This window comes from Brevibacillus sp. (genome assembly GCF_003521185.1).
Taxonomy (GTDB): domain Bacteria; phylum Bacillota; class Bacilli; order Brevibacillales; family Brevibacillaceae; genus Brevibacillus; species Brevibacillus parabrevis.
The window spans coordinates 236,249-261,458 of sequence record NZ_DOTK01000049.1 but is presented as its reverse complement, the minus strand read 5'-3'; the positions used below and the strand labels follow the sequence as shown (position 1 = coordinate 261,458).

Genomic DNA, 25,210 nt, shown 5'->3' with positions numbered 1-25,210 from the left:
GAATGTAAAGGTGAAGTGAAAGGTTGATTTCATTGGAAAACAAGGTAGCGTCATCCAATTTTATCCGCAATATCGTGATTGACGACTTGCAAGAAGGCAAGGTCAAGGAAGTCATTACCCGCTTTCCGCCGGAACCGAACGGGTATCTTCATATTGGACATGCAAAAGCCATCTGCCTCAACTTTGAGCTGGCAAGCGAGTTCAAAGGAAAGGCCCACCTCCGTTTTGACGATACCAATCCGGTGAAAGAAGACACAGAGTACGTGGAAGCAATCAAAACAGATGTACAGTGGCTCGGCTTTGAATGGGACGGGCTGTTTTTTGCATCGGATTACTTTGAAGAAATGTACAAGCGTGCGGTGTTGCTGATCCAAAAGGGCAAAGCCTACGTGGATGATTTGCCTGCCGAAGAAATGCGCAAGCTGCGCGGAACTTTGACAGAACCAGGGGTAGACAGCCCGTTCCGCAACCGCTCTGTGGAGGAAAACCTCGACCTGTTTGCTCGCATGCGCAATGGCGAGTTCAAGGACGGGGAAAAAGTGTTGCGTGCGAAAATCGATATGAGCTCTCCGAACATCAACATGCGCGATCCGGTGATTTATCGTATTTCTCATGCGACCCATCACAACACAGGCGACAAATGGTGCATCTACCCGATGTACGACTACGCCCATCCGCTGGAAGATGCGATTGAAGGCGTTACCCACTCGCTCTGTTCACTTGAATTTGAAGACCATCGTCCACTGTACGATTGGGTCATCAGCGAGTGCGAGATGGAAAATACTCCGCGCCAGTACGAGTTTGCCCGTTTGAACCTGACCAACACCGTCATGAGCAAACGCAAGCTGAAACAGCTCGTGGACGAGAAAGTGGTAGATGGCTGGGACGATCCGCGCATGCCGACCATTGCCGGCTTCCGTCGCCGCGGTTTTACCCCTGAAGCGATTCGCACGTTTGCCCGCGAGATCGGGGTAGCGCGCAGCAACAGCACGGTAGACGCGAAAATGCTGGAGCATTTCATTCGCGAAGACTTGAAGCTCAAGGCGCCGCGCACCATGGCTGTCTTGAATCCGCTCAAAGTCGTCATTACGAACTACCCGGAAGGCCAGGTAGAAATGCTCGAAGCCGAGATCAACCCGGAGAACCCGGAGATGGGCAATCGCCAAATTCCGTTCTCCCGCGAAATCTACATCGAGCAGGACGATTTCATGGAAAACCCGCCGAGCAAGTATTTCCGCCTGTTCCCGGGAAATGAGGTTCGCCTGAAGCACGCGTACTTCATCAAGTGCAACGATGTGGTGAAGGACGCCGACGGAAACGTCATCGAGCTGCATTGCACCTACGATCCTGAAACCAAGAGCGGCAGCGGCTTTACTGGCCGCAAGGTAAAAGGAACAATCCACTGGGTAGAAGCTTCTCAGGCAGTTCCGGCTGAATTTCGCCTGTACGAGCCACTGATTATGGATGACGAAGATTCGGAAGGAAGCTTCCTGGACAACATCAATCCAAATTCGCTGGAAGTGCTGAACGGATTCGTCGAGCCGAACATGAAAGAAACGCAGCCGCAGGACAAATACCAATTTTTCCGTCACGGATACTTCAATGTCGATCCGAAGCATACAGCGGCGGACAAACTGGTCTTCAACCGGATCGTTTCGCTGAAAAGCTCGTTTGAACTGCCAAAAGCGTAAGCATATCAAGCCTGAAAACCAAACGCTGTTGCGGCATGGGGAACCGTGTGCAACAGCGTTTTTTGGTGCGCAAACGGTGGAACTTTTCCCATTCGCGTGTATAATTATTCGTGTCGTGTAACAGAAGGAGGACAGACAGTGAATGGGAGTGCAGAGCTTACACGCAGCTTGAAGTTGTGGCATATCGTCGTCATTGGCCTTGGCTATATGGCTCCAATGGCCGTTTTTGATACGTTTGGCATCGTTGCCGAAGAAACAGGGGGGCATGTTCCTGCCGCTTACGCAGTGACCTTGCTGGCGATCCTGTTTACCGCGGCGAGCTACGGGAAAATGGTCCGCGTCTTCCCGTCGGCCGGGACAGCGTATACCTACACGCAGCAAACGATTCATCCGTATGCCGGGTTTTTGGTAGGGTGGGCCTCGCTGCTCGATTATTTGTTCTTGCCGATGATCAACGCTTTGCTGACGGGTGTGTATCTTTCGTCCGTATTTCCCGATGTGCCGACCACGTGGTGGATTATCGGGTTTATTGTCCTGATTACTTTATTAAACGTATTTCGCGTGACAGTAACGGCATCCGTCAACTCGTTTCTGGTGCTTTTTCAGATCGCCGTCGTTATTTTGTTCGCCGGACTGGCTATCCGTGGCTTGATCAATGGAGATGGGCTGGGCCAGGTGCTGAACGTCCGTCCGTTCCTTTCTGCTGATTTGTCGGTAGTCGCTCTGCTGTCGGGCGCATCGATCCTCTGCTTTTCCTTTTTAGGCTTTGATGCCGTCACTACGCTGACAGAGGAGACGGTAGATGCGAAAAAGACGATTCCCCGGGGAATTTTGCTGGTTGCACTGGCCGGGGGAGCGTTGTTCATTACCGCTTCGTATTTCATGCAATCGCTGTTTCCCGATGTTTCCGTATTGTCTGACCCGGAAGCAGCTTCCGCAGAAATCGCCCTGTTTATCGGAGGCTCCGTCTTTCAGTTGATTTTTTTGGCGGCGGCTTTGTCTTCGACGCTCGCCTCCGGTCTGGTATCGGTGACGAGTGTAACGCGGCTGTTGTACGCGATGGGCCGGGATGGTTATTTGCCGAAAAAGTGGTTTGGCTACATACACCCGAGACTGAAGACGCCGCTGCTTAACGTGCTGCTGGTCGGAACGCTGATGCTGGCTGCCTTGTATCTCGATTTGCTGACGGCTACGTCCTTTATTAATTTTGGAGCGTTGATCGCGTTCAGCTTCGTCAATCTGAGCGTCATTGCCTACTTTCTGAGACAAAAACAAGAAAAGCGTGCGACGGATTGGTGGGGGTATTTTCTGGCTCCGCTGATCGGGACAGCCTTTCTCGCATTTTTGTGGGGCAGTCTTCATGCGAAATCGATGATATTGGGACTTTTGTGGACGTTTGTCGGGCTTGTGTATTTGCTTTATTTGGTCAAAATCAAAGGGGCCAAACTGGAACTGATGAAGTTTGAGGAATAGGACGATACTTGCTTGAAGAAAGCCTCCCTGTGCTGCGAGTGCGCATGGGGAGGCTTTTGTTTATTCAACTTTTCTATAACAAGTGCGGGAGCGGGTTTTTTGGTAGACGCCAAAAAAGGTGTGGAGTAAACTGGCATCAGGCAATATTCCAAACGTTAGCAATTGACATAAAGGAGGTACACTTTGATGCAGACTTCATTGTTTCGCCGCCAATGGACGACAGTCGATTACGTGCTGATTGTCGTTACAGCGGCATTATATGCAGTTGCCATTATCATGCTGGCTAATATCAAGCTCATTCCTTCCGTACCGATCCGTCCGGCGAATGCCTTGCAGCCTGTTTTCGGCATGCTGTTCGGCTTGCCAGGTTGCATTGGCCTTGCTTTTGGCAATATGGTCAGCGACCTGTTGACCGGGGGAGCACCGCCACATGCGGTTGCGGTCGGGTTTTTCTCCAACTTTTTGGGAGGCTTCATCGGTTTTCTCACGGTGAGTCACCCGGCGCTTAAAACCAAACGCAGCTTCCTGCAATATTTTGTGTTCGTCGTTCTGATCAGCTCTGCTGTTGTGGCGTGCGCGATTTTGGTCAATGTGGCGCTCGGTCTGACGCCGATGGCGATTGCCTCTCTGTTTATTCCTACTGTGTTTTTGAACCAGGCGATCTCGACGGCGATTCTCGGCCCGATCCTGTTGAAGCTGCTGTACCCGTTTGTGAAGCGCTCCGGTCTGTATCGCGGACGACCGTTGCAGGAATACAGCTATCTCGGGCCTGAAAGCAGGATCGCCCAGTGATTCAGGAACCGCTGTTGCAACTGCAAGAGGTACATTGGCACTACGAAGATTCTCCGACCCCGGCGCTTACGGATGTGAGTCTTTGCTTGTATCCGGGCGAAGTAGTCGGGGTGGTTGGCCCGGCGGCAGCGGGAAAGACGACGCTTTTGCTGGCGCTTGCGGGGTTGATCCCGGCCAATTACGCAGGCCAGTTTGCGGGAAAACGCCAGGCGCAAGGGCAGCAGGGCGTTGTCTTCCAAGACCCGGAGACACAGTTTATCGGGCTGACGATTGAAGAAGAGCTTGCGTTTTCGCTGGAAAATGTCGGCTGCTCCGATGAGCAAATCGAGCAAAGAATTACAGAAGTGCTGCAACTGGTCGGTCTTCCCGGGTTTGCCGATCGCTCTCCTTTTGAATTGTCAGGGGGAGAAAAGCAACGTGTAGCAATCGCGTCTGCCCTGACGAATGGCCCGCAAGTATTGCTTCTGGACGAACCGACATCCGAGCTTGATCCATTGGGAGCGCGAGAAGTATTCGCGCTCTTGCAACGGTTGAAGCAGGAAAGTCAGATGACCATCGTCGTATCCTCTCATGCGACAGAGGAGCTGGCTACTTTTTGCGACCGTCTGGTGCTGCTGGCAAAAGGGCAGATTGTGCTCAACTTGCCTGTAAGAGACTTTTTTGCCCGGACAGATGTGCTCGATCAGCACGGCATTTTTGTCCCTGATGTCATCCGCCTCTACCATCTGCTTTGCCGCGAAGGCGTGCTTGTCGAAACGGCTGGCCCGTTGCCGCTTACGGTTGAGGAACTGGCTGCGCGATACAGAGAGGCACAGCTTGTTCGGGAGGGAAGCGTGTGAGCAGCGTAATTGAACTGGATGATGTCTGGTACGGATACGACCGGGAAAAGCCGGTATTGAACGGAGTATCCTTGCAGATTCGGCAAGGAGAGTTCGTCGCGATCATCGGGGGAAACGGCTCGGGAAAAACTACGCTCGCCAAGCATTGCAACGGTTTGTACAAACCGAGCAAAGGCAGCGTAAAAGTGAACGGCTGCGACACGAAAACGATGTCGACCGCCGAACTGGCCCGCACGGTAGCCTATTGCTATCAAAACCCTGACCATCAAATTTTCCACTCTACGATAGCGGCAGAGGTGTCTTTTGGTCCGAAAAATATGGGCTGGCCTGCGGAAAAGATCGAGCAAGCGGTGAACGAGGCGCTTGAAGCCGTCGGATTAGGCGGAATGGGCGAGGCAGAGCCTTACTTTTCCAGCAAAGGCACGCGGCAAAAGATTGCCGTTGCTTCGATTTTGGCGATGAAGCCCCAGGTCATCGTGCTGGACGAGCCTACTACGGGACTCGATTATCGGGGGCTGCTGGAAATGATGGAGCTTGTCCGCCGCTTGCATGCAGCTGGTCACACGATCATCGTCATTACACACGACATGCGTCTGGTGGCGGAATACGCCGAGCGTGTGCTGGTCATGCATCGGGGAAGTCTGGTGTGTGACGGCGATCCGCAAAGCGTGTTTGCTGCGCCTGACATTTTGGCATCCGCGCAGGTGGAGGCACCCGCTGTTTATCGGTTTGGCGAAGCGGCGGGGATGAAAGGACCGCTTCCGCTCACTTTGCAGCAAATGACTCAAAAAATCGCGGGAGGTGGGCAATGGCGATGAAGCATGCCCATCCGAGCTTCGTTTTGCTGATGTTTCTTCTGCTTGGCCTGCTGCCGTTTCTGTTTCAAGACCCGAGAGCGCTGGCTGTGGTCTGGCTGTGCAATCTGGTGCTGATCGCCAGGCTGGGGTGGAAACGCTCGATGGTCAAAGCGTACGCGCTGGTGGGCGGAGTAGGCGCGGTTTTCGCGGCGATTACATGGCTGCCGTTCACGAACGTAGGCGTAGCGTACTGGAGCGGCAGCGTTCCATTGATCAATTACCCGCTGCAAGTAACCGATATCGGCGTGCTCTGGGCGTTGGGAATGGGGCTGCGCCTGGCGAATGTGGCGCTTTTGTCGATGTACTATTTGCTCTCCACTTCGCCGAGAGAGATTGCGATGGGCCTGCGCGGGCTTGGCGTCCCGTTTTCCGTCAGTTACTTGCTGTCGCTTATTTTCCGCTTTATTCCGCTGGTGAAAAATGATCTGGCGACAATCCGCGAAGCACAAATGGTGCGAGGGATGTCGACGGTGGAAGGCAATGTTTTTGAGCGCATCAAAAAATACGGGTTTTTGCTAGTTCCGCTCATTTTCAGTTCGCTGAAGCGCGTGCAGCTGATCGCCAATGCGCTCGATGCCAAAGGCTTTCAGATCAGGAACAGCCAGCATCGGTTTTACCGCAGCAAGCGCTGGAAAAAGGCGGAGGTCGTCATGCTGTTGGCAGGTGTCTGTGCGGTTGCCTCGCTGTTTTACATCGCCCGGGTGCATCCCGAGCATATTGGCGTCCTCATTCCGGGACGAATTTGACAGGGGAGGAAGCCATGAAAGTTGAGCAGGTCAAACATGTAGAGGTCGAAGCCGGGCGACTAGAGTACAGTGTGTCAGGCCATGCAGATGCTCCGGCGCTTTTGCTGCTGCATGCGATTCGCAATACGCGGCACCTGTTTGCTTGGCTGTTACCCGAGCTGGCAAAGCATTACCGGGTGGTGGCGGTCGATTTGCGCGGTCATGGCAACTCTACGGATCGCGGCCCGTTTACTTTTGAGCGGATCGTCGATGACTTGGCCTGTCTGCTGGAGCAGGAAGGGCTGAGCCAAGTGGCGATTGTGGCGGCTTCGTTTTCGGCCGTGCCTGCGCAAATGCTCGCGGTCCGCGAACCGCAGCGGATTGCCTCGCTGGTGTTGCTCGATGGCGGTTACTACTCCCTGGGAGCGATGCCGGGCTTTGAGCATGATCCTACAGTTGAGCGCTTGTCATCAACCCGGTTTCAAACGGTAGAGGAAGCGGAAAGGCAATTTGCCAAAAGGTATGGTGGGAGGAAGCTTCCGGCAGGCTGGATGAGCACAGAGCTTGTGCGCAAGGAGGACGGCGGCTTTGGCTACCGTTTGCCGCGGGAGGCGTTTGACAGCTACTTTCATCAGTACGCGACATATGATCTGGATGAGCTGTTTCGGCAGCTGACGTGTCCGGTGCTGTTGCTTCTGGCAGATGAAAATCACTTGCCGGATGAAGCGCAGCGGTCTTTCTTCCGGGAAGCGGTCGCCAAATACCGGAGCGCTGTGCCGCAAGCGCAGGTGAGGACGATCGCCAATTCCTTGCATTTGTTGATGGTGACGCATCCGGATGAAACCGTGAATGAAATCAACCTGTTTTTGCATCGCTAAAAGGGACAAGCATCTGCTTGCCCCTTTTCTTTTTGTACTTTTGTCTATCGTTTTGCCTCGCGGAACAGCTTGTCCAGCTCGTCCGCCATTTTGTTGTCCCCTTTTTTGTCCCGCAAATGCTTTTTGACTTTTTCCAATGCGTCTATGCCTTTTTTCGAGCTGACTGTCCAGACTTGCGCGTCCGTTCCATACGAACGTTCTACTACGGTGCGCGCCTGGGCAAACAAGGCAGAGCGATCGCTGGTGCCAAGCACGCCTGTCGTGTTGTTTCTTGCCTGCTGTCCAGCCAGCCCGCTCGGCGTGTCGTTTCCTCGGCTGCTGCTGCCCGCATAGCTGCCGAGCAAGTGGGCTTGCATCGGGTCGATGGAGTTGATGGAGGCTTGGTTGGCAGTGGTTGGGGCGAGGAAAACCCAATCGCCGACGATTAGCGCTTGTACACCGTGGACGCCTGCCGCGCCGAGTTGCGCCTCCAGCTTGGTCGAAGGGCCGCCGCTGTGCAAATGCGAGCTTCCGATCGAACTGTACAGATCGTGGCCCATGCCGCTAAATGTCGTGCCATGAGAGTTGGTTGTCAGCTTTTTGTCCCGGTCTACGCTGGGAATGACCGTCTCGCCCATTCCAGCAGGGTGTACAGTTTGGGTTCTGGCTGGCTCTTGCGGGGCGGCCTGGTTGTTACAGGCGGTGAGCAGCAGGGCAATGCCTACTCCGGCTCTGCATGCCCATGTTCCAAAGCGCTTCATCAGTATCCCTCCAAATTATGCTTGCTGTATTGGTAACCATATCCTTTGAATGTGTTTTGGAAATTATGTGTGGAGCATGCTGGGAAAATTTCCGCGAAATGCGTTTAGCCTGTCGCGAAAATGCGCAAACCATGGGATAGAGACAACTGGAGGTGGTAGATTTGGCAGAATCCAACAACAAACATGAGCAGCCAGTGTCACGGAGACATTTTCTGAAAAACACAGGGCTTGTGCTCGGTGGTCTGGTCGTGGGCGGAGTGGCAGGCAGTCTGCTACGCAAGCCGGAAGCACCGCCACAACCGGGAGCGACACCGGCTCCTGCTGCCGATTACAATCAGGCGTTGATGTATTTCAGCCCGGAACAGTTCAAAGTGGTGGATGCCGCCTGTGAGCGGATTTTCCCGGAAGACGAGCTTGGACCGGGCGCAAAGGCGCTTGGTGCAGCCTACTTCATCGATCACCAGCTTGCGGGCGATTGGGGCTTCAACTCTCGTGAGTACATGCAAGGTCCGTTTTATTCGGGAGAGGTGACCCAAGGCTACCAGGGAAGGTTGAAGCGGCGGGAGATTTTCGACATCGGCATTCAGGAGCTGAACAACTACAGCCAAGCTGCGCATGGCAAGCGCTTTTACGAGATTACGGCTGAGCAGCAGGATGCCGTGTTGAAGGCTTTTGAAAAGGACGATGTCAAACTGACGACGATTTCGGCCAGCGCCTTCTTCAAAATGCTGCGAGCCAGCACCATCGAAGGAATTTACTCAGACCCGCTGTACGGCGGCAATAAAAATATGGATGGCTGGCGATTGAAAAATTACCCAGGCAATCAAATGGCCTACACACAAATCATCGAACAAGACAAATTCGTGAAGATGGAGCCGCTCAGCTTGCGGGATCATCAACACTGACAGACGGGGTGAAGCATATGGCCAGAAAACTGCCCAAAGTGGATGTGGTAATCGTCGGTGTGGGCTGGGGCGGGGGCGTGATCGCTTCGGAGCTGACGAGGCAAGGGCTGACGGTCGTCGGACTGGAGCGCGGCAAAGAGCGGAAAACAGAAGACTATTTCATGGTGCACGATGAACTGCGCTACGCGCTTCGCTATGAAATGATGCAGGATTTGTCCAAGGAAACGATCACCTTCCGCAGCAATCCGAACGTGCGGGCGCTGCCGATGCGCTCATACGGTTCTTTTTTGCTGGGAACGGGGCTTGGCGGCTCGGGCGTTCACTGGAATGGCCACACGTTCCGGTTTTTGCCGTATGATTTCGAGATTCACAGCAAGACAGTCGAGCGCTACGGGCAAAAGAAAATTCCCGAGGGCATGACGATTCAGGATTGGGGAATCACTTACGACCAGCTGGAGCCTTACTTTGACAAGTTCGAGCGGATGGCGGGCATATCGGGTTCGGAAAATCCGCTTGGCGGCAAACGTTCCCAGCCTTATCCGACGCCGCCGATGAAAAGCACGCCCAGCATGAAGATGTTCGAGGAAGCGGCGAAAAAGCTGAACCTGCATCCTTATCCGCTCCCATCTGCGAATTTGTCGGAGGCGTACACGAATCCGGACGGAATTTCCCGGGCTGCCTGTCAATATTGCGGCTACTGCGAGCGTTTTGGGTGTGAGTACGGGGCAAAAGCAGATCCGGTTGTCACGGTTATCCCTGTGGCGAAGAAGACAGGGAAGTTCGAAATCCGCACCCATTCCCACGTGCGCCGCATTTTACATACGGGCAACAAAGCTACAGGTGTGCTGTACACGGACGTGACGACTGGAGAAGAAATTGAACAGCCTGCTGACATCGTCGTGTTGACGAGCTACGTGTTCAACAATTCGCGGTTGCTGCTGATGTCCAAGCTGGGGCGACCGTACGATCCGACTACGGGCAAAGGTGTGATTGGAAAAAACTACTGCTACCAGGTTATGAAAGGCGGAGCCACGGGCTTTTTCGAGGAAAAGGAGTTCAACAATTACGCTGGTGCCGGCTCGCTCGGCATGGTGCTCGATGACTACAACGGCGACAACTTTGACCACTCCAGCCTGAATTTCATTCATGGCGCCAACATCAGCGTCTCCCAGTACGGGCAACGTCCGATCGCCAACAATACGGTTCCGGAAGGCACGCCAAGCTGGGGCAAGGAATTTAAGGCAGCCTCGCTCAAATACGCCAACCGCACGATCAATGTCGGGGCGCAAGGGGCCTCCATGCCGTTCCGTTACCATTTTCTCGATCTCGATCCGACGTACAAAGACGCGTTCGGAGATCCGCTGATCCGCATTACGTTCGACTTCGAGGAGCAGGACAGGCAGTTGGCTGCCTTTTTGTCCGACAAATGCGGGGACATTCTCAAGGAAATGGGCGCCAACAAAATCGAGGTGCGCGGCAAGCTTGGCCCTTACGACATTACCCCGTACCAATCCACGCATAATACAGGCGGAGTGATCATGGGGGCATCGCCGGAAACTTCGGCGGTCAACAACTACTTGCAAATGTGGGACGCGGAAAATGTGTTTGTCGTCGGCGCATCGTCTTTTGCTCACAACAGCGGCTACAATCCGACGGGCACGATGGGGGCGCTGTCGTACCGGGCGGCCGAGGGCATTTTGAAGTATCGGCAGAGCGGTGGCGGCATGCTGGTGTAGCTGTATTTTGTTACGATTGCAAAATGGATTTAGCGAATTTGCGAAAAGCCGTCGGTTTATATGACGGCTTTTTTTCGTATAGAAGCAAAAGCTTTTCGCGAAAATGAGAAAATGCGTGAGCCGTAAAAGCGAGAATATCGCGGTTTCATGCGGTTTTTTCGTTGGCACGCTCCTTGCTATTACGATTTGCCAGTGATGAGCGAGAGGATCGCCAAAAGGAGAGACAATGATGAAAACGAACAACTGGAAGCTGGACACTGCTATTATTCATACGGCTCAAGAGCCTTGCCCGAATACAGGGGCGGTCACGGCAGCTGTCGTGCCTGCGGTCGCATATGCGTTTCCCGATGCGGATTCCGCTGCTGCCTGCGTGGCCGGGGAGCGGGGCGGAACGTATTACGGCAGGTACGGCAATCCGACGATCGAGACGTTGGAGCAAAAAATTGCAGCGTTGGAAAACGGGGAGGCCGCTTTGGGCGTATCCAGCGGAATGGCAGCGATCTCCGGGGCGCTGCTTGCCTTTTTGCAGCAAGGCGACCATGTGGTGTGTACGCGGGATGTATACGGAGGCAGCTACAAGTTTCTTACTACAATGGCGCCGCGTTACGGCATTGCGACCGATTTCGTCGATTGTACCGATTTGCAGGCAGTGGAGCGGGCTTTCCGGGCCAACACACGCGTGCTTTACATCGAGACGCCTTCCAACCCGTGCCTGACAGTCCTCGATATCGCGGCATTGTCCCGTTTGGCGCACGCACGGGGTATCGTCGTGATTGTCGACAATACGTTCATGACGCCTTATCTCCAGCGGCCGTTGGAGCTGGGAGCCGATGTGGTTGTCCATAGCGCCACCAAATATTTGAACGGGCATGGGGATGTTATCGCCGGGTTTATTGTCGCGAAAAAAGAGCAAATACAGTTCATGCGCAAAAACATCATGGGCGATCTGGGGCAAAACTTGAACGCATGGGACGCCTTCCTGATTTTGCGCGGATTGAAGACGCTCGGTTTGCGCGTCCGCCAACATTGTCAAAATGCGCAAGCTGTAGCGGAATACTTGGAAAAGCACCCGGCGATCGCGCACGTCTACTACCCTGGACTGGAATCCCATCCGCAGCATGAGCTGGCGAAGCGGCAAATGGCGGGGATGGGCGGAATCGTTTCCTTCGAGGTCAAGGGAGGGTATGACGCCGCCAAATCTTTCATTAACGCGCTGCGTCTCGCTATGATATCGTTTAGCTTAGGAGACCCGGAAACACTCGTGCAGCATCCCGCGTCGATGACTCATGCTTCCATTCCGGTGGAGGATCGTCTGAAGTTCAACATTACAGACGGTTTGATTCGCCTTTCAACCGGGCTGGAGGATGCGACGGACATCATTGCTGATCTGGAGCAGGCGCTACGCTGCGTCCCTGTGGCGGAGGCTGCTGCGAGAGGGTAAGGAACGTGACAGGCAGGAGGATCGACCATGACCGAATTTTCCCGGATAGAGAAATTCATCCAATCATACGCAGACAATATTTCCAAGGTACTGGGGCTGGATGTCACCATTCTGGATGAACAAGGGATTCGGGTGAGCGGCACAGGCTACTATTCGGATTTGATCGGGCTGCCTGCGCCGGAAGGATCGTTTTTCCGGATGATTTTGCAGACTGGACAGCCAGGCATGATTTTTGACATGAAAAAGAACGACTCCCAGTGCATGAACTGCAAATTTTTGCAGCAATGCAGGGAGCTTGCAACAATCGGCTTCCCGGTACACAAGCGGGAAAAGACGGTCGGGGTCATCGGCATCATCGGCTTTTCGCCTGAGCAAAAGGAAAAGATGCTGCACCACTCGGAAAAGTGGATGCCGTTTTTGCAGCACACGAGTTCGCTGATCGAACACAAGCTGCTGGAACTGGATGCCGAACGGGAAAAAGGCTGCAACATCCAGGAGGAAATGCCGCAGGCAGTCGTCAAGCCTGTGTACTTCGCCCAACTGATCGGGGCAGATACAGGCTTGCGGGACGTGATCGCCAAGGCGAAGAAGGTGGCGGGCAGCATCTCTACTGTTTTGTTGCGCGGAGAGAGCGGTACGGGCAAAGAATTGCTGGCAAAAGCGATTCACAGCGAGGGGCCGCGCAGCAGACAGCCGTTCGTCGCAATCAATTGCGCGGCGATTCCCGAAACGCTGCTGGAGAGCGAGCTGTTCGGCTATGAGGGCGGAGCGTTTACAGGCTCTCGCCGCGAAGGAAAGCCGGGAAAATTCGAGCTGGCGCACAAAGGCACGATCTTCCTCGACGAGGTCGGGGATATCCCGCTGTCTTTGCAGCCCAAGCTTTTGCGTGTTCTCCAGGAAAAAACGGTAGAGCGAGTCGGAGGCGTAAAGACGCTGGAGATCGACGTCAGGGTCATCGCGGCGACTCACAAAGATTTGGAGAGCATGGTCAAGGAAGGGACGTTCCGCGAAGATTTATACTATCGGCTGAATGTTATCCCGCTTCGCCTGAAGCCGTTGCGCGAGCGCCGGGAAGATATCCCGCTGTACTTGCAGCATTTTTTGCATCGGTACGGGACACTTTTGCAAAAGGGCAGGCTGGAGCTTGACGCTTCGCTCGTTCACAGGCTTGCCGCATACGATTGGCCGGGAAACATCCGGCAATTGGAAAACGCCGTGGAATATATGGTCAACATGGCGGATGGATCGCTGATTGACCATGAGAGTTTGCCGGAATATTTGCTTGCGGAGGAAGAGCCGGGGCGAGCAGATGAGGCGGGGGCGGGGCTGGAACAGCTTTTGGCTGATTATGAGCGCTCTGTTCTGAAAAAATATTTGGCGAGCAGCGCGTACCGTCAGGACAAAGCGGCGATTGCCAGCGAGCTGCAAATCAGTCTTTCTACCTTGTACCGGAAGATGGAAAAGTACAACCTTGATATATAAAACAAGCCTCTGTTTCGAGATGTTTTCTGCGAAACGAGGCTTGTTTATGTCGGGCAGGCAGTTAGACTTGCTGCTGCTCCGGGTGTTTGATCGCTTTCAGTTCGTAATGGCCGCTTTTGGAGCTGATGATGAACTCGGGACGCTTTTGCTCGCGCGCTTTGCGGTGTCCTTCGAGATGCGGCTCGCTCAATTCCCACTGTTTCCAAGCTTCTTTCGACTCCCAGCGAATCATGACTACGACTTCTTCTTCGTCTTTGCGCGGCTTTTGCACGAAAATGCTCAAGTCCACAAAGCCCGGAGCTTTTTCTACCACGCCTGGTTCGCTGAAGCTTTTGACGATTTCATCGGAGAAGCCTTCCTGTACCACGTATGTTTTGATTTCGACCATCATGAGCCAAACACCCTTCCACTGATTGATTGCTGTCTTTACTCATCGTATGGAGAGTGATTTTCAAAGTCAATCGAAAGTTGTCCAGTTACTGGAAAGCAAAAAGACAGCGGCTCCCCTACAGGCCGCTGTCCTTCGTTGTTTATATAAAAGAATAAGTGCATGCTTACAGCAACGACTTCACTTCTCCGGTATTCGGGTTCACGACGAACCATCCGTACGTGCTGGTGTAGCTGTCTCCGGACTGGAAATTGTTTACTACAGTTTGGTACACTTGAATGACATAGTGCCCTTTTTCGTCATCGTGGTCATATTCGACTACGTGTGTAGGTGTAAGGCTGCCTGCATATTTCTTTTTGACCAGTTCAACCGCTTCCATTTTCGAGTACATTTTGGCAACTGGCAGTTTACCGATAAAAATCGATTTCGTTTTGGCATCGTAAATGACTGGCTTGTTCAAGTTTTCTGCCACGAAACGAATCGGTACGTACACAGAGTTTTTGTACATGATACCTTGGACGTCGCTGCTCGGAGACTTTGGCACGCCTTCGAAGTAGTAAGTAAAAGGCGTATTTGTGCCTTCAGCCACATCCGGATAAGCTGGAGCCGCGATTGCGATTCCGGAAAAGAGTGCCGAGCCGACGATAATTCCCCCAAAAAATGATTTCAAGTCCCATTTCATGTCGAAAAACCTCTCCCTTTGTCTAAATCTTCCCAGAAAACATTATGTCAAAGATCATGGGAGAAAAGCTATCAAACGAGGGTAATAGGAAACATAGACTACGAATGGGAGAAAAGGTAGGACTAGCCGCGCCTGGTCCCAGACGGACAAACAGGTTGAAACGATGATTCAGTGAAAGGTCACTTTGTGGTAAGGTAATAGAAAGATTAGCGGATAAGGTGAGGAAAATGGCTATTTTGCAAAATGACTGGGCTCCCGTATTGGCTGGGGAGTTCGAGAAACCGTATTACTTGAAGCTCCGTCAGACTTTGAAGGAAGAATATCAGACACAGACCATTTACCCGGATATGTATCACATTTTTACAGCGCTTCATCTGACCAGCTACGAACAGGCAAAAGTAGTAATTTTGGGACAAGACCCTTATCACGGGCCGGGACAAGCCCATGGCTTGAGCTTCTCGGTCAAGCCGGGAATCAAACCGCCGCCATCTCTCGTGAATATTTACAAAGAGTTGCAAAGCGATTTGAATTGCGCCATTCCTGAGCATGGCTACTTGAGCCATTGGGCCAAGCAGGGAGTCATGATGTTGAACACGGTGCTGACGGTGCGGGCGAGCAATCCAAATTCGCACAAAGGCATCGGCTGGGAGACGTTTACCGATCAAATCATTCATTTGCTGAATGAGCGCGAAAAGCCGCTTGTGTTCATCCTGTGGGGAAAACACGCGCAAGAGAAGGCGGCCTTCATCGACAAAAAGAAACATTGCATCATCGCTTCGCCGCATCCAAGTCCGTTTTCGGCCAATCGCGGATTTTTCGGAAGCCGACCGTTTTCCCGGGCCAATGCGTTTCTGCGTTCGCAGGGAATGGAAGAGATCGATTGGCAATTGCCGATGCATGTAGAGGAAGAAGAATAAATGGGAAAAGGATCTGTGCCGCTCGCTTGCAACGAACGGCGCAGATCCTTTTTGCTATGGCTCAGTCTTTGCTTTTGATCACGAGCAGTTGGCCTGTGCGTACATCAATCGTCCCGGTTTGTTCTACCAGTATGTTGCTGATGCCGAGCGTGTCGCCGATTCGCAGCGTGGCATCTTCCAGCGGGTACATGAATCCGCGCAGCGTAATTCCGGTGACTTCCATCGTCAAAGGCAGCAGGGAAACGTGGGTAAATTGGTCCTGCGAAAGCTGGCAGTGGCTGTTGACCAGGCGGATTTCATTGCGTTCATCGACAATGCGGCAGGAAACCCCTGCCTGCAAGCTTTTGCCAAGCAGATGGACATTGGCGAGAGTGTGGTCGAAGCGGGAGCCGAGCACTCCGAGCAAGACAATTTCCCGGGGCTTTTGCCCGATGGCCCAGGTCAGCGCCATTTCGGTGTCCGTCAAATCTTTCATGACGGGATCGCAAGCGGAGACATCCAGACTGTGGCGTTCGATTTCCGCCATCTCTTCTGCGGTGACCGAATCGAAGTCGCCGATTGACAAGCGTGGCGACAGGCCGTTGCGAACGAGAAACAGCGCGCCGCGATCCACGCCTACGAGCCAGTCGCCTTCGCGTATGTAACGGATGGCCCAGTCACCCAGATTTCCGCCTGCGAAAAGTAGGATGCGTGTAGTGTTCATGCAGTCAGTGGCCACCTTTTACTCTGAAATAGGAGAGCGAAATGCACTTTGACAAGCGAGCCGATAGCCTGCCGCGAGCTTTTTGTCCAGCTTCTCGTGTTCCTGCCGGGTCGGAGCGGTGAGCAAGTCGTTGCCTGATACGACCAGGACGCTGCATTTTCCGCAATACCCTTGCTGGCATTTGTAAGAGAGCGATTGTCCCTGCGTCTGTGCGGCTTGCAGCAGCGTCTGACAGGGAGCTTGCCCGATTGTGAATGTTCGAGAGTTTTGCTTGATCTGCACCTGCTTGTGTCGTGCTTTTGCCGTCGGGATTGGTCTGTTTTGCTTGTTTGGCTTGGCAAAAACCCGGCTGTCTGCTTGTTTGCCCAACTCAGGCAAGTTGGTGTGAACAGGAGTGTAGACAGGTTGCTGTACGGGAGAGCGTCCGGCGATCAAAGAACCGACAGTAAGCTGTTTGCGCATAGGAACCTCCCCGGTAAGTGATTTTTTCCATCTTACCATGTGCGAAGCGGGAGTGACAAAAAGAGATGTTGTGTCGCGTGTAAAAGATTGAATTTTTAGGCATTTTCGATTAAAATAATTTTATCGAAAAAATCATGGAAGGTGATGGCATGATTACCATCAAGCGAATGAGCGACTGTACGTTTGCCGAGGTGACAAAAGCTTGGAACAGAGGTTTTGAAGGTTATTTCGTTTCGATTGTGATGACGGAAGAGATGCTGGTGCAGCGTTTGGGGAACGAAGGGTATGTCATGGGCTTGTCTGTCGTCGCGTTTGATGGAGAAGAGCCGATTGGCCTGGTGGCAAGCGGACTGAGAACGATCGGCGGGAAAAAAGTCGCCTGGAACGGCGGGACAGGCGTCGCTACCGAATATCGCCGTCAAGGAGTGGGGCGGCAGTTGATTGATGCGACGCTTGAGCTGTACAAGGAAGCTGGCGTGCAGGTGGCTACCTTGGAGGCGATGAGCCAAAACAGCAAGGCGATAGCCCTGTATGAGCAAAAAGGGTACGAGGTGGTTGACCGCCTCTTGTTCTGGCAACGAATCGGCCCGCTGCCTGAGCATGCATTTGGTGGGTCGACCAAGCCAGAGTATCGGATCAGGCCGATTGTCACTCAGGAAGTGACTGCGCTGCCGTTCTACGACGGAGATGTCGCCTGGCAAAATCAATGGCAAAGCTTGCGGGACGCACAGGCAGTAATGGTCGAAGACGGAGCGGGGCAGGCGGTCGGGTACGCCTTGTACAAAAGCATGGTAAATGAAGCGGGACAAGTGAGCAACGTCGTTTTGCGCCAATGTGTGGCTCAGCCGGGCCACAGCGATGCCCGCAACATTTTGAGCGCCGCTCTCGCCCGCGTGTACGCGCCATACGCATCGGACTGCAAGTGGTCGACCTTCAACTTGCGCGCCTCTGAAGGCTTGCTGCTGGAAATTTTGGAGTCAGCAGGCTTCGGGCCATCGGAAACCGAGCAGGTGTACATGGTCAAGCAGATGGAGACGGCGCAAGAATAACAGCTTGATCGGATTCCGCAATCGCTGATTGGCTTATTGCTGGCAATGAGTGCAGAAAAAAACTTTTCGCGAGGATAGCTCGTCTTTTACGATAGGCTGTCCGCAACGCAGGCATGGCTCTCCGCCGCGATCGTACACTTGGCAACGCTCGTCGAACCCGCCTGTCAACTCGTCGGTGCGATACAACGGCTGTTTCATGTAACCGCCAAAACGAATCGCTTCTGCAAGCACTTCCTGCATGGAATGATAGAGAGTGGCTCGCTCTGGCGCAGTCAGTTCGGGGATGCGGCGCGTAGGCAGTATGCGCGCGTGAAAGCAAATTTCGTCGGAATAGCAGTTGCCGATGCCTGCGATCCAGTGTTGGTCGACCATGGCTGTTTTTAAAACTCCGCGCTTTTCTTCCAGCAGCTTTTCAAAGTGGGTCAGCGTGAACTCCGGGTTGAGCGGTTCTGGGCCGAGCGGGGCCAGCTTTTCGTCGATCTGATCGGGAGTGAGCAGGTGCAAGTAACCGAGCCGCAATCCGTGAAAATACAGCACTCGTTCTCCCAAAAAGACAGTTACCTGGGCAGTCCGAGCGAGCTTGTCCTCGGCTGTACCCAAGTAGAGAAAACCGCCCAGCATCAGGTGAAGCAGCAGGACGTGGCCGCTTTGCAAGTGAAACAAGAGGTGCTTGCCGCGCCGCTCGATAAGCGTCAGGCGATTGTTTTGCAAAAGCTGTCCGAACTGTGCCGGGGGCAGATTGATGGTTTTTTCCCGCTGGACGGCTGTTGAGGTGATGACCGCACCGCAGATTTGCTCATGGAGCAGCCTGCGGTACGTTTCCATTTCAGGCAATTCCGGCATGACGATTTCTCCTTTCTCTATAAAGCTGCATTCTATTATGATTTCCAGATCGGATAGCTGGCATGCCCAGCCCGTTGTTTTTATGGCGACGGGTCTTTTCGTATTGTTTTTGCACAAGATTACCAACGATATTGCCAAATCGGGTAATATAGTATAAGGGTAAGCCCCAAAGCAATATGGACGGACAGGAGATTACATATGCAAAAAGTAGAATTGATCGCTACGGCGACTTTTGGATTGGAATCGGTAGTAGCAGAGGAAGTAAAAGCGCTCGGCTATGGCCCGGTTCAGGTAGAAAACGGGAAGGTGACGTTTTCCGCAGACATTTCTGCGATTCCCCGCACAAATTTGTGGTTACGAACTGCCGACCGGGTGCGTCTAAAAATCGGGGAGTTCAAGGCGACTACATTTGACGAGCTGTTTGAACAAACAAAAGCTTTGCCATGGGCGGATTGGATCACGGAGGATGCAACGTTTCCCGTAGAAGGAAAGTCAGTCAAATCGACTTTGTTCAGTGTTCCCGACTGCCAGGCTATCGTGAAAAAAGCGGTCGTGGAAAGTCTGAAAAAGACGTACAAGTGCGAGTGGTTTGAGGAAAAAGGGCCGCTGTACAAAATCGAAGTGGCTCTGCTCAAAGACGTGGCGACGCTGACTATCGACACATCAGGCCCGGGTTTGCACAAGCGTGGCTATCGCGAATTGATCGGTACAGCCCCGTTGAAGGAAACGATGGCGGCGGCGATGATCATGCTGTCTCGCTGGAAGCCGGATCGCGTCTTCATGGACCCGTTTTGCGGCTCAGGGACGATTCCGATCGAAGCAGCGCTCATCGGACAAAACATCGCGCCGGGAATGAACCGGGAATTTGTCTCGGAAGCGTGGCCGATCATTCCGAAAACAGCCTGGAGAGAGGCGCGCGCTGAGACGCATGATTTGGCCAGATACGATCAGAAGCTGGAGATTATCGGCACCGACATGGACGATGAGATCTTGAAGGTGGCACGCCGCAATGCAGCAGAGGCGGGCGTGGATGAATCGATCCATTTTCAGCGCATGGATGTTCGCGATGTACGGACGAAGCGGAAATACGGCTATCTGATTTGCAATCCGCCGTACGGGGAGCGCTTGGGAGAGTGGAAACAGGTCAGCAAGATGTACGGGGAAATGGGGAAAACTTTTGCCGCCATGGATACATGGTCTTTTTACGTCATCACTTCCGATGAGCTGTTTGAGGAGCACTTCGGGCGCAAGGCGAGCAAAAAGCGCAAGCTCTACAACGGAAACATCAAGGTGGACTACTATCAGTTCTTTGGCCCCAAGCCGCCGCGCCAGCCGATGATTTCCCCGACAGAGTAGACAGAGCAAGCCGTGTAAAAGGGGCATATTGGAGGAGAACGTTGTAATGAGAAAGAGAAAATTCGGGAGCAAAGTGCTCTCCGCCTGTTTGTTGCTGTCGACCTTGCTCGTGCAGGCTGTTCCGCCGCTGTATGCGAAAAGCGAGCCGGAGCAGGCGGCACAGCCCGGGAAAACAGCGCAAGAAACTGTGGAATTTACCGATTTGGGCAACAGCTATGCGAAAAAAGCCGTCACGCGACTGGCAGGGCTGCAGCTGATCAACGGGCAGGGAGACGGGCGCTTTTATCCGCAAAATACGATGTCGCGCCAAGATATCGCCGTATTGCTGACAAAAGTGGTGGGCCTTCAGCCAGCGGATATTGAGCAGGCTGTTTTTGCCGATGTGCCAAAAGAAAGTCCGTATGCCTCATTTGTTTACGGGCTCGCTGACCTCGGCGTGATCAACGGCAGAAGCGATCAGACGCTTGGCGGAGCTGACCCGCTGACCCGGCAAGACCTGGCCGTAATTTTGGCGAGACTGATGAAGGTCAGCGGTCTCCCCAAAGCCGCGTCGCAAAATATCGTGTACAGCGACGCCGCCCAGATCGCCGACTACGCCAAGGCGGCAGTCGAGGAAGTAAGCAATCAACGCTGGATGCAAGGGGCACAAGGCAAGTTCAATCCTGCTGGCACTGTTACGCGTGCGGAGGCGGCAGTCATTGCGGAGCGCGTGCTCGATGCGCGCTATCAGCAGGCTGAGCAGGTTGATTTCACGCTGGGCAAGAGCCAACTGAGCTTGCTGGCGGGGACGAGCGAGCAGTTGGAGGTCAAGCAGGCAAAAGGAGACAAGCTGCCTTTTACCCCGATCTTTGCTTTTGACCGCCCTGAGCTGGGCACGGTACTGGCAGATGGAACATTCGTTGCCGGGCCGACTCCCGGAAAAGGGAATCTGACGGTAACAGTCGGCTATAAGACCGTAACCGTTCCGATAGAGATCAAGGACGCAGGCAAGCCGCCTGTCACAACAGAAGAGCAGCCAAAAGGAACGGAGCCTGCGACTTCTGCGGCAGACAGCAACAGCGCGAAAACAGAAGAGGGCAAGGATGCAACAACCGATCCGAAAACATCTGCATCTACAGAGACGACTTCGCCAGCGACTGGTGCCGATGCAGCACAGTCAACGGGAGAAGAGGAGGCAGCCGACAAGCCGGCTGAGCAGGACGACCTCGTCAATGTCGCTCCGGGCAGCTTCACATCTGTGGCTACTTTCGGAACGCCAGACTCGTATTTTCAGCAGGTGGAAAAGCAATATCCGGGGCCTGTAGGCGGATTGGTCGCCCCTTCCGAAGAGTGGACAGGGTACAATCGCCAGTTCGGCCGCAAGGTGACGGTCGCGCTCAAGGAAGCAACGCCGTTGGAACGCGTATCTTTGACATTCAAACAGCAAAAAACATCTGGCATCTTGATGCCGGAATACATGGAAGTAGAAGTATCCCGTGACGGCAAAGCGTGGTCGTACGCCGGAAGGGCTGTCCACGATGTGCCTGCTGCGGAAACTCAGCTTGTCTTGCGCACGCTGTCCGTGAGCTTGCCTGATGTGAACGCGCGTTATGTCCGGGTATCGTTCCCGGTATCCGTGTTCGTTTTTGCCCGCCAACTGGAAGTATGGGCGAGTGGCGCAAGCGATTGGCAAGGGGGAGCGGTCCTGTTGCCACCGCCAAGCCCGGCAAAAGGAACAGGCGAACAAAACACAAGACGCCGTGTAGAAAACATGCTGCTCGCTTATTCCGGGGGATACGGAGAGCTTGGAACGTGGACGAAGGAAGATTTTCTGCCAATGGTAGGTTATCGTACGGCTGACGGCTACATGCGTGACCAGATGTTCGACACGATCCTTTTCCTGCCGTATCAGGACATGCCTGTCACGAAAGACGGATGGCGCGGCTATATGAACGACCTGTTCGGCACAGGCAAGCAGCTCGACGCATTGAACCAGGCGATGCGGGAGTACAATCGCCTGCGCGGCACGCTGTACACGACGCCGACCCAGGAAAACGTCGTGCTCGCCCTGCCGTATCCGAACGCGAATCAAAAGGACTTTGGCAAAATCGCCGACAACAAGCCGTCGCTTTCGTTCAATCCTGCGGGCATCGGGGAAGAACAGGCGTATTTGAACCGCAAAGCGGCGTTGGAGTGGTACTTCCAGGAGCTGCAAAAGCGCTGGAATAAGGAAGGCTACGCTTACTTGAAGCTGGAGGGCATCTACTGGTTCCACGAATTGATCGAGGATAGTGCTCCAAAAGAGCGCGCGCTTATTCGCGACATGGCGAGCATGGTTCACAACGAAGCTCTGCGCTTCTACTGGATTCCTTACTTCGGGGCGCCAGGCGTGGCAGAGTGGAAGTCGCTGGCTTTCGACTACGCATTTTTGCAGCCGAATTTCTACAGTGACAAACCAGTGCCGCTCGACCGGATCGAAAGCGTGCTGGATGTGGTCAACAAGTATGGCATGGGCGTAGAGATCGAAGGGGATCGGAAAATGTACAACGATCCGAAATTTTATCAGACCTACTACAACCAGCTCGTCGCTGCCCACAAGCTGGGGATGGACAAAAACAACATCCACGCCTATTACTACGGCTCCAAAACATTGCTTGATTCCGTAAAAAGCACAGACCCAGTCAAGCGCGCCATCTATGATGACACGTACAAGTGGATGCGCGGACGTTTTGACCGGGAAGAGTATTTTGAAGCCAACGAGTTGCCATAGCCGTCCAGAAAAAAAGAGTCTGTTTCCCTGCGAGAACGGGAGACAGACTCTTTTTCCATAAGGCAAAGCTTGCTACACGAAAGAGGAAGGCAAAGTGTGTACATTTTGCTGGTAGAGCGCAACCAGGTCGCGCAATAGCGGCTCTCTCATGGCATACAGCCTCGGACACGGATGATAGTAGTCCTGGCCGTTGGAACAGCGTTTTCCAAAAGCAGGCACGCTGGCCGAGGCGATTTGCTTTTGCCACATGGCTTTTAGTGCGGAAAAATGAGGCCGCGATTTTCTTTGCAAGCAACCCCATCCGAGCATGATCCACGGCTGCTTTCGCAGTTCTTCTCTGGAAGCGAGCTGTGCTTCCAATGTAGTTTCGCCATTCTCCACGAGCTGCTCGAAGCAGGCGATAGCGTCAGAAGCGGACGGGTTTTGCAAGGAAAACAAGTTGAATATATAAAATCTCCCTTCCAGCGGGCGGTTCTGGTAAATCGCTTCCGTAAAGCGAACCAACTGCTGCATGGTCGGGTCGAGAGTGACCTGGCCCATGATGCTTCGGCCAGCGGCGGGCCTTGCCTGGAAAAGAGCCGCCGACCCCGGATTGAGCAACAGAGCACTGCCCAGCGAGCGGGTGACGGAGGCGGGCCCCCATTGAATATAAGTCGAAGTGCGGTAGTTTCGGCCGCGCTCTTCCCGGAAAGTGGCGAATGCTTTAGGCTTAGGCTGATTCATGCTTGCTCCCTCCTCGCAAAGCGTTTCTACTAATCACTATATGCGAGAGAGGGGCTTCTATTACGGCTAGTTCGTCTCTTTGGACGGGATCATGCGGAACAGGACGACGTACAAGTAGGCACTGACCAACGTAAACGCCAAGATCACGCTGAACACGCTGAGTGGCGAGAGCCATTGTGACAGTCCGATTGTAATCGGGGCAATAAAGCGCCCGATCGAAAATTGGAGCGAAGAAGCGCCCATGTACTGTCCGCGCGCGTCCTCCGGCGAATATTTGCTGATGAAGCTTTGTGCCACCGGGGTGCGGATCAGCTCTCCCAAGGTGAGCACGCCCATACAGACGAACAAGAGCCAGATGTTTGTTGTAAACGCCATGAAAAACATGCCGAAGCCGTACAGGATCGAGGAGACAACGAGACTGTTGCGGTCGCTCCAGTGGGCGAACCAGCGTGTGACTGGCAGTGTGAACAGGACGACGAGCAGACCGTTTAACCCCATCAGCCAGCCAAAAGCGCTCGTGCCGCCGACAGTCAGCTTCCAGTCTTTCCAGGCAAACAGCGTTTGGTCAAAGACGTGTTCTTTGATGTACAGCGCCATGTACATGTCGAGCTGCATAAAGGAGATGGCGACCAAAATCCCGGCACCGATGTACAGGGCAAAGACTTTATCCCGGAAAATGATCGCGTAGCTTTTGAATTGCTGGGCCAGCGAGAAGCGTTCCTTGGCTTTTTCCTGGCGAATGTGATCAGGCAGCGTCTCTTTGATCAGGAAAAAGATCGCGAGCCCGAACAGCAGCTCGATGACCGTACAGGCGAGCAGCAGCTCATGACGGTAATGCACGAAAAAGAAGGAGCCGAGGACAGGGCCGGCTACTACCCCGATGTTCATGGCTGTGTAAAAGGTGGCGAAGACAATTCGCCTGTTTTCTTCTGTCGTCAGGTCGGCAACCATGGCAGAGCTGGCGGGCCAGTAAAGCGCGCCTGCAATCCCGATGCCGATAAAAGCGATGTAGTCCACCCAAGGCGAAGGCGAGAAGGCAAACAGGGCAAACATCGACGTCGAGGCAAAGATGGAGAGCAGCATGGTAAATCGCCGCCCGACGCGGTCAGCCAAATAGCCGCCGAACAGATTGGACAGCATCCCGAGCAGCGGGGGCACCATCAACAGCAGCCCGGCGACGTCTTTGCCGAATGTGTCACTGAAGTACAAAGCCATAAACGGAAAGTACATCCAGAAAAAAGTATGAGTGATCAGTTCGCCAAACAGGCGGACTTTCAAGTTCAAATCCCACGCACGCCATTGCATGACACAAATTCCTCCATTCATTGTTCCGTTCAAATTGCAGGCAGGTGCCGTGACCGCGCTTTTTTCCGAAAAAGAAAAGCGGCTGCTCTTTTTGGCTAAACCTCCCGATGCACGGCTTTTTCACGACTTGGCACACACGTACGAACAGCGAGGGATAGGATGTTTTCCACAACAAAAAGCGCAAACGGAGCCAGAGCCAGTGCTCTTTTCCGCTTGCGCTTGATCGAACGATACAAGGGTGGTAGGTAAGCCGAAAAACCGGGGAACCAAATAGGCTTTGCACCTGTAAAGAAGGGTACAAAAAACCAAAGGCTCGCACCATATATCGGCACCCGCCAATCTGATCGGGAAAAAGACGGAAGCGGTTCAGGCATCCTGCAGTTTCTAACGATAGGTAGGGTCGGTAAGAGGCAGCGGCCTCTTATCAAAAGGCCCCACCTAAGCGAGAAAAACTACATAAGACACCATGAACTC

Annotated in this window: 23 protein-coding genes; 15 read left to right on the top strand and 8 right to left on the bottom strand. The window is 53.6% G+C overall.

The window, feature by feature from the left end:
• The first annotated feature begins 23 nt into the window (after nucleotides 1–23).
• The 7 genes from DEP07_RS16450 to DEP07_RS16420 all read left to right on the top strand — a co-directional run bounded on the left by DEP07_RS16450 (nucleotide 24) and on the right by DEP07_RS16420 (nucleotide 7,255).
• On the top strand, nucleotides 24–1,691 hold the full coding sequence (locus DEP07_RS16450) for a glutamine--tRNA ligase/YqeY domain fusion protein (RefSeq protein WP_371736927.1): 1,668 nt from the start codon (nucleotides 24–26) through the stop codon (nucleotides 1,689–1,691).
• Nucleotides 1,692–1,829: 138 nt separating this feature from the next.
• Complete coding sequence (locus DEP07_RS16445) at nucleotides 1,830–3,164, top strand: APC family permease (RefSeq protein WP_122962524.1); 1,335 nt, start codon at nucleotides 1,830–1,832, stop codon at nucleotides 3,162–3,164.
• Between the two features lie 186 nt (nucleotides 3,165–3,350).
• A complete protein-coding gene (locus DEP07_RS16440) occupies nucleotides 3,351–3,956 on the top strand; it encodes a QueT transporter family protein (RefSeq protein ID WP_122962525.1) in 606 nt (201 codons plus the stop codon).
• Nucleotides 3,953–4,795: an energy-coupling factor ABC transporter ATP-binding protein gene (locus tag DEP07_RS16435; RefSeq protein WP_287102743.1), complete on the top strand. Its 843-nt coding sequence runs from the start codon at nucleotides 3,953–3,955 to the stop codon at nucleotides 4,793–4,795. Before DEP07_RS16440 ends, DEP07_RS16435 begins: the two co-directional genes overlap by 4 nt.
• On the top strand, nucleotides 4,792–5,613 hold the full coding sequence (locus DEP07_RS16430) for an energy-coupling factor ABC transporter ATP-binding protein (RefSeq protein WP_287102742.1): 822 nt from the start codon (nucleotides 4,792–4,794) through the stop codon (nucleotides 5,611–5,613). Before DEP07_RS16435 ends, DEP07_RS16430 begins: the two co-directional genes overlap by 4 nt.
• Nucleotides 5,604–6,398: an energy-coupling factor transporter transmembrane component T gene (locus DEP07_RS16425; protein WP_242773793.1), complete on the top strand. Its 795-nt coding sequence runs from the start codon at nucleotides 5,604–5,606 to the stop codon at nucleotides 6,396–6,398. Before DEP07_RS16430 ends, DEP07_RS16425 begins: the two co-directional genes overlap by 10 nt.
• Nucleotides 6,399–6,412: 14 nt before the next feature.
• Nucleotides 6,413–7,255 carry an alpha/beta fold hydrolase gene (locus tag DEP07_RS16420; RefSeq protein ID WP_287102741.1) on the top strand — a complete coding sequence of 281 codons (843 nt, stop codon included), beginning with the start codon at nucleotides 6,413–6,415 and terminating at the stop codon, nucleotides 7,253–7,255.
• A gap of 44 nt (nucleotides 7,256–7,299) precedes the next feature.
• Here DEP07_RS16420 and DEP07_RS16415 read toward each other — a convergent pair whose 3' ends face one another.
• A complete protein-coding gene (locus DEP07_RS16415) occupies nucleotides 7,300–7,995 on the bottom strand; it encodes a hypothetical protein (RefSeq protein ID WP_122962529.1) in 696 nt (231 codons plus the stop codon).
• A gap of 161 nt (nucleotides 7,996–8,156) precedes the next feature.
• Between DEP07_RS16415 and DEP07_RS16410 the strand changes: the two genes are divergently transcribed.
• The 4 genes from DEP07_RS16410 (at nucleotide 8,157) to DEP07_RS16395 (ending at nucleotide 13,559) form a co-directional block, all read left to right on the top strand.
• Entirely contained in the window at nucleotides 8,157–8,900 is a 744-nt protein-coding gene (locus DEP07_RS16410) for a gluconate 2-dehydrogenase subunit 3 family protein (protein ID WP_122962530.1), read from the top strand.
• Nucleotides 8,901–8,917: 17 nt separating this feature from the next.
• On the top strand, nucleotides 8,918–10,636 hold the full coding sequence (locus DEP07_RS16405) for a GMC family oxidoreductase (RefSeq protein WP_122962531.1): 1,719 nt from the start codon (nucleotides 8,918–8,920) through the stop codon (nucleotides 10,634–10,636).
• Between the two features lie 229 nt (nucleotides 10,637–10,865).
• Complete coding sequence (locus DEP07_RS16400) at nucleotides 10,866–12,077, top strand: trans-sulfuration enzyme family protein (RefSeq protein WP_122962532.1); 1,212 nt, start codon at nucleotides 10,866–10,868, stop codon at nucleotides 12,075–12,077.
• Nucleotides 12,078–12,104: 27 nt separating this feature from the next.
• On the top strand, nucleotides 12,105–13,559 hold the full coding sequence (locus DEP07_RS16395) for a sigma-54 interaction domain-containing protein (protein ID WP_242773813.1): 1,455 nt from the start codon (nucleotides 12,105–12,107) through the stop codon (nucleotides 13,557–13,559).
• Nucleotides 13,560–13,620: 61 nt separating this feature from the next.
• Here DEP07_RS16395 and DEP07_RS16390 read toward each other — a convergent pair whose 3' ends face one another.
• Together DEP07_RS16390 and DEP07_RS16385 are read right to left on the bottom strand one after the other, a co-directional pair.
• Nucleotides 13,621–13,950, bottom strand: a complete 330-nt coding sequence (locus DEP07_RS16390) for an antibiotic biosynthesis monooxygenase family protein (RefSeq protein WP_173599056.1) — start codon at nucleotides 13,948–13,950, stop codon at nucleotides 13,621–13,623.
• A 163-nt stretch (nucleotides 13,951–14,113) separates the two neighbouring features.
• Nucleotides 14,114–14,629 (bottom strand): stalk domain-containing protein, encoded by a 516-nt coding sequence (locus DEP07_RS16385; RefSeq protein WP_122962535.1) that lies wholly within the window; start codon nucleotides 14,627–14,629, stop codon nucleotides 14,114–14,116.
• Between the two features lie 227 nt (nucleotides 14,630–14,856).
• Between DEP07_RS16385 and DEP07_RS16380 the strand changes: the two genes are divergently transcribed.
• The gene (locus tag DEP07_RS16380; protein WP_122962536.1) at nucleotides 14,857–15,546 is read left to right on the top strand and encodes a uracil-DNA glycosylase; all 690 of its coding nucleotides are present in this window, start codon (nucleotides 14,857–14,859) and stop codon (nucleotides 15,544–15,546) included.
• Nucleotides 15,547–15,607: 61 nt separating this feature from the next.
• On the opposite strand, the gene DEP07_RS16375 is transcribed toward DEP07_RS16380, so the two are convergent.
• Nucleotides 15,608–16,249 (bottom strand): thiamine diphosphokinase, encoded by a 642-nt coding sequence (locus DEP07_RS16375; RefSeq protein ID WP_217022095.1) that lies wholly within the window; start codon nucleotides 16,247–16,249, stop codon nucleotides 15,608–15,610.
• An 18-nt stretch (nucleotides 16,250–16,267) separates the two neighbouring features.
• The gene (locus DEP07_RS16370; RefSeq protein WP_173596339.1) at nucleotides 16,268–16,711 is read right to left on the bottom strand and encodes a 2Fe-2S iron-sulfur cluster-binding protein; all 444 of its coding nucleotides are present in this window, start codon (nucleotides 16,709–16,711) and stop codon (nucleotides 16,268–16,270) included.
• 149 nt (nucleotides 16,712–16,860) lie between these two features.
• Here DEP07_RS16370 and DEP07_RS16365 point away from each other — a divergent pair, with 149 nt between their 5' ends.
• Nucleotides 16,861–17,760, top strand: coding sequence for a GNAT family N-acetyltransferase (locus tag DEP07_RS16365; protein ID WP_287102734.1), 900 nt, complete (start codon nucleotides 16,861–16,863; stop codon nucleotides 17,758–17,760).
• 33 nt (nucleotides 17,761–17,793) lie between these two features.
• Here the strand turns inward: DEP07_RS16365 and DEP07_RS16360 are convergent, their stop codons facing one another.
• Entirely contained in the window at nucleotides 17,794–18,603 is an 810-nt protein-coding gene (locus DEP07_RS16360) for an Fpg/Nei family DNA glycosylase (RefSeq protein WP_173599052.1), read from the bottom strand.
• Between the two features lie 198 nt (nucleotides 18,604–18,801).
• Here DEP07_RS16360 and DEP07_RS16355 point away from each other — a divergent pair, with 198 nt between their 5' ends.
• Together DEP07_RS16355 and DEP07_RS16350 are read left to right on the top strand one after the other, a co-directional pair.
• Entirely contained in the window at nucleotides 18,802–19,959 is a 1,158-nt protein-coding gene (locus DEP07_RS16355) for a THUMP domain-containing class I SAM-dependent RNA methyltransferase (RefSeq protein ID WP_122962541.1), read from the top strand.
• A 46-nt stretch (nucleotides 19,960–20,005) separates the two neighbouring features.
• Nucleotides 20,006–22,708 carry a DUF4855 domain-containing protein gene (locus tag DEP07_RS16350; protein WP_287102731.1) on the top strand — a complete coding sequence of 901 codons (2,703 nt, stop codon included), beginning with the start codon at nucleotides 20,006–20,008 and terminating at the stop codon, nucleotides 22,706–22,708.
• Nucleotides 22,709–22,780: 72 nt separating this feature from the next.
• On the opposite strand, the gene DEP07_RS16345 is transcribed toward DEP07_RS16350, so the two are convergent.
• Nucleotides 22,781–23,431: a DUF1643 domain-containing protein gene (locus DEP07_RS16345; RefSeq protein WP_217022099.1), complete on the bottom strand. Its 651-nt coding sequence runs from the start codon at nucleotides 23,429–23,431 to the stop codon at nucleotides 22,781–22,783.
• Between the two features lie 66 nt (nucleotides 23,432–23,497).
• A complete protein-coding gene (locus DEP07_RS16340) occupies nucleotides 23,498–24,736 on the bottom strand; it encodes an MDR family MFS transporter (protein WP_287102729.1) in 1,239 nt (412 codons plus the stop codon).
• Nucleotides 24,737–25,210: the final 474 nt, after the last annotated feature.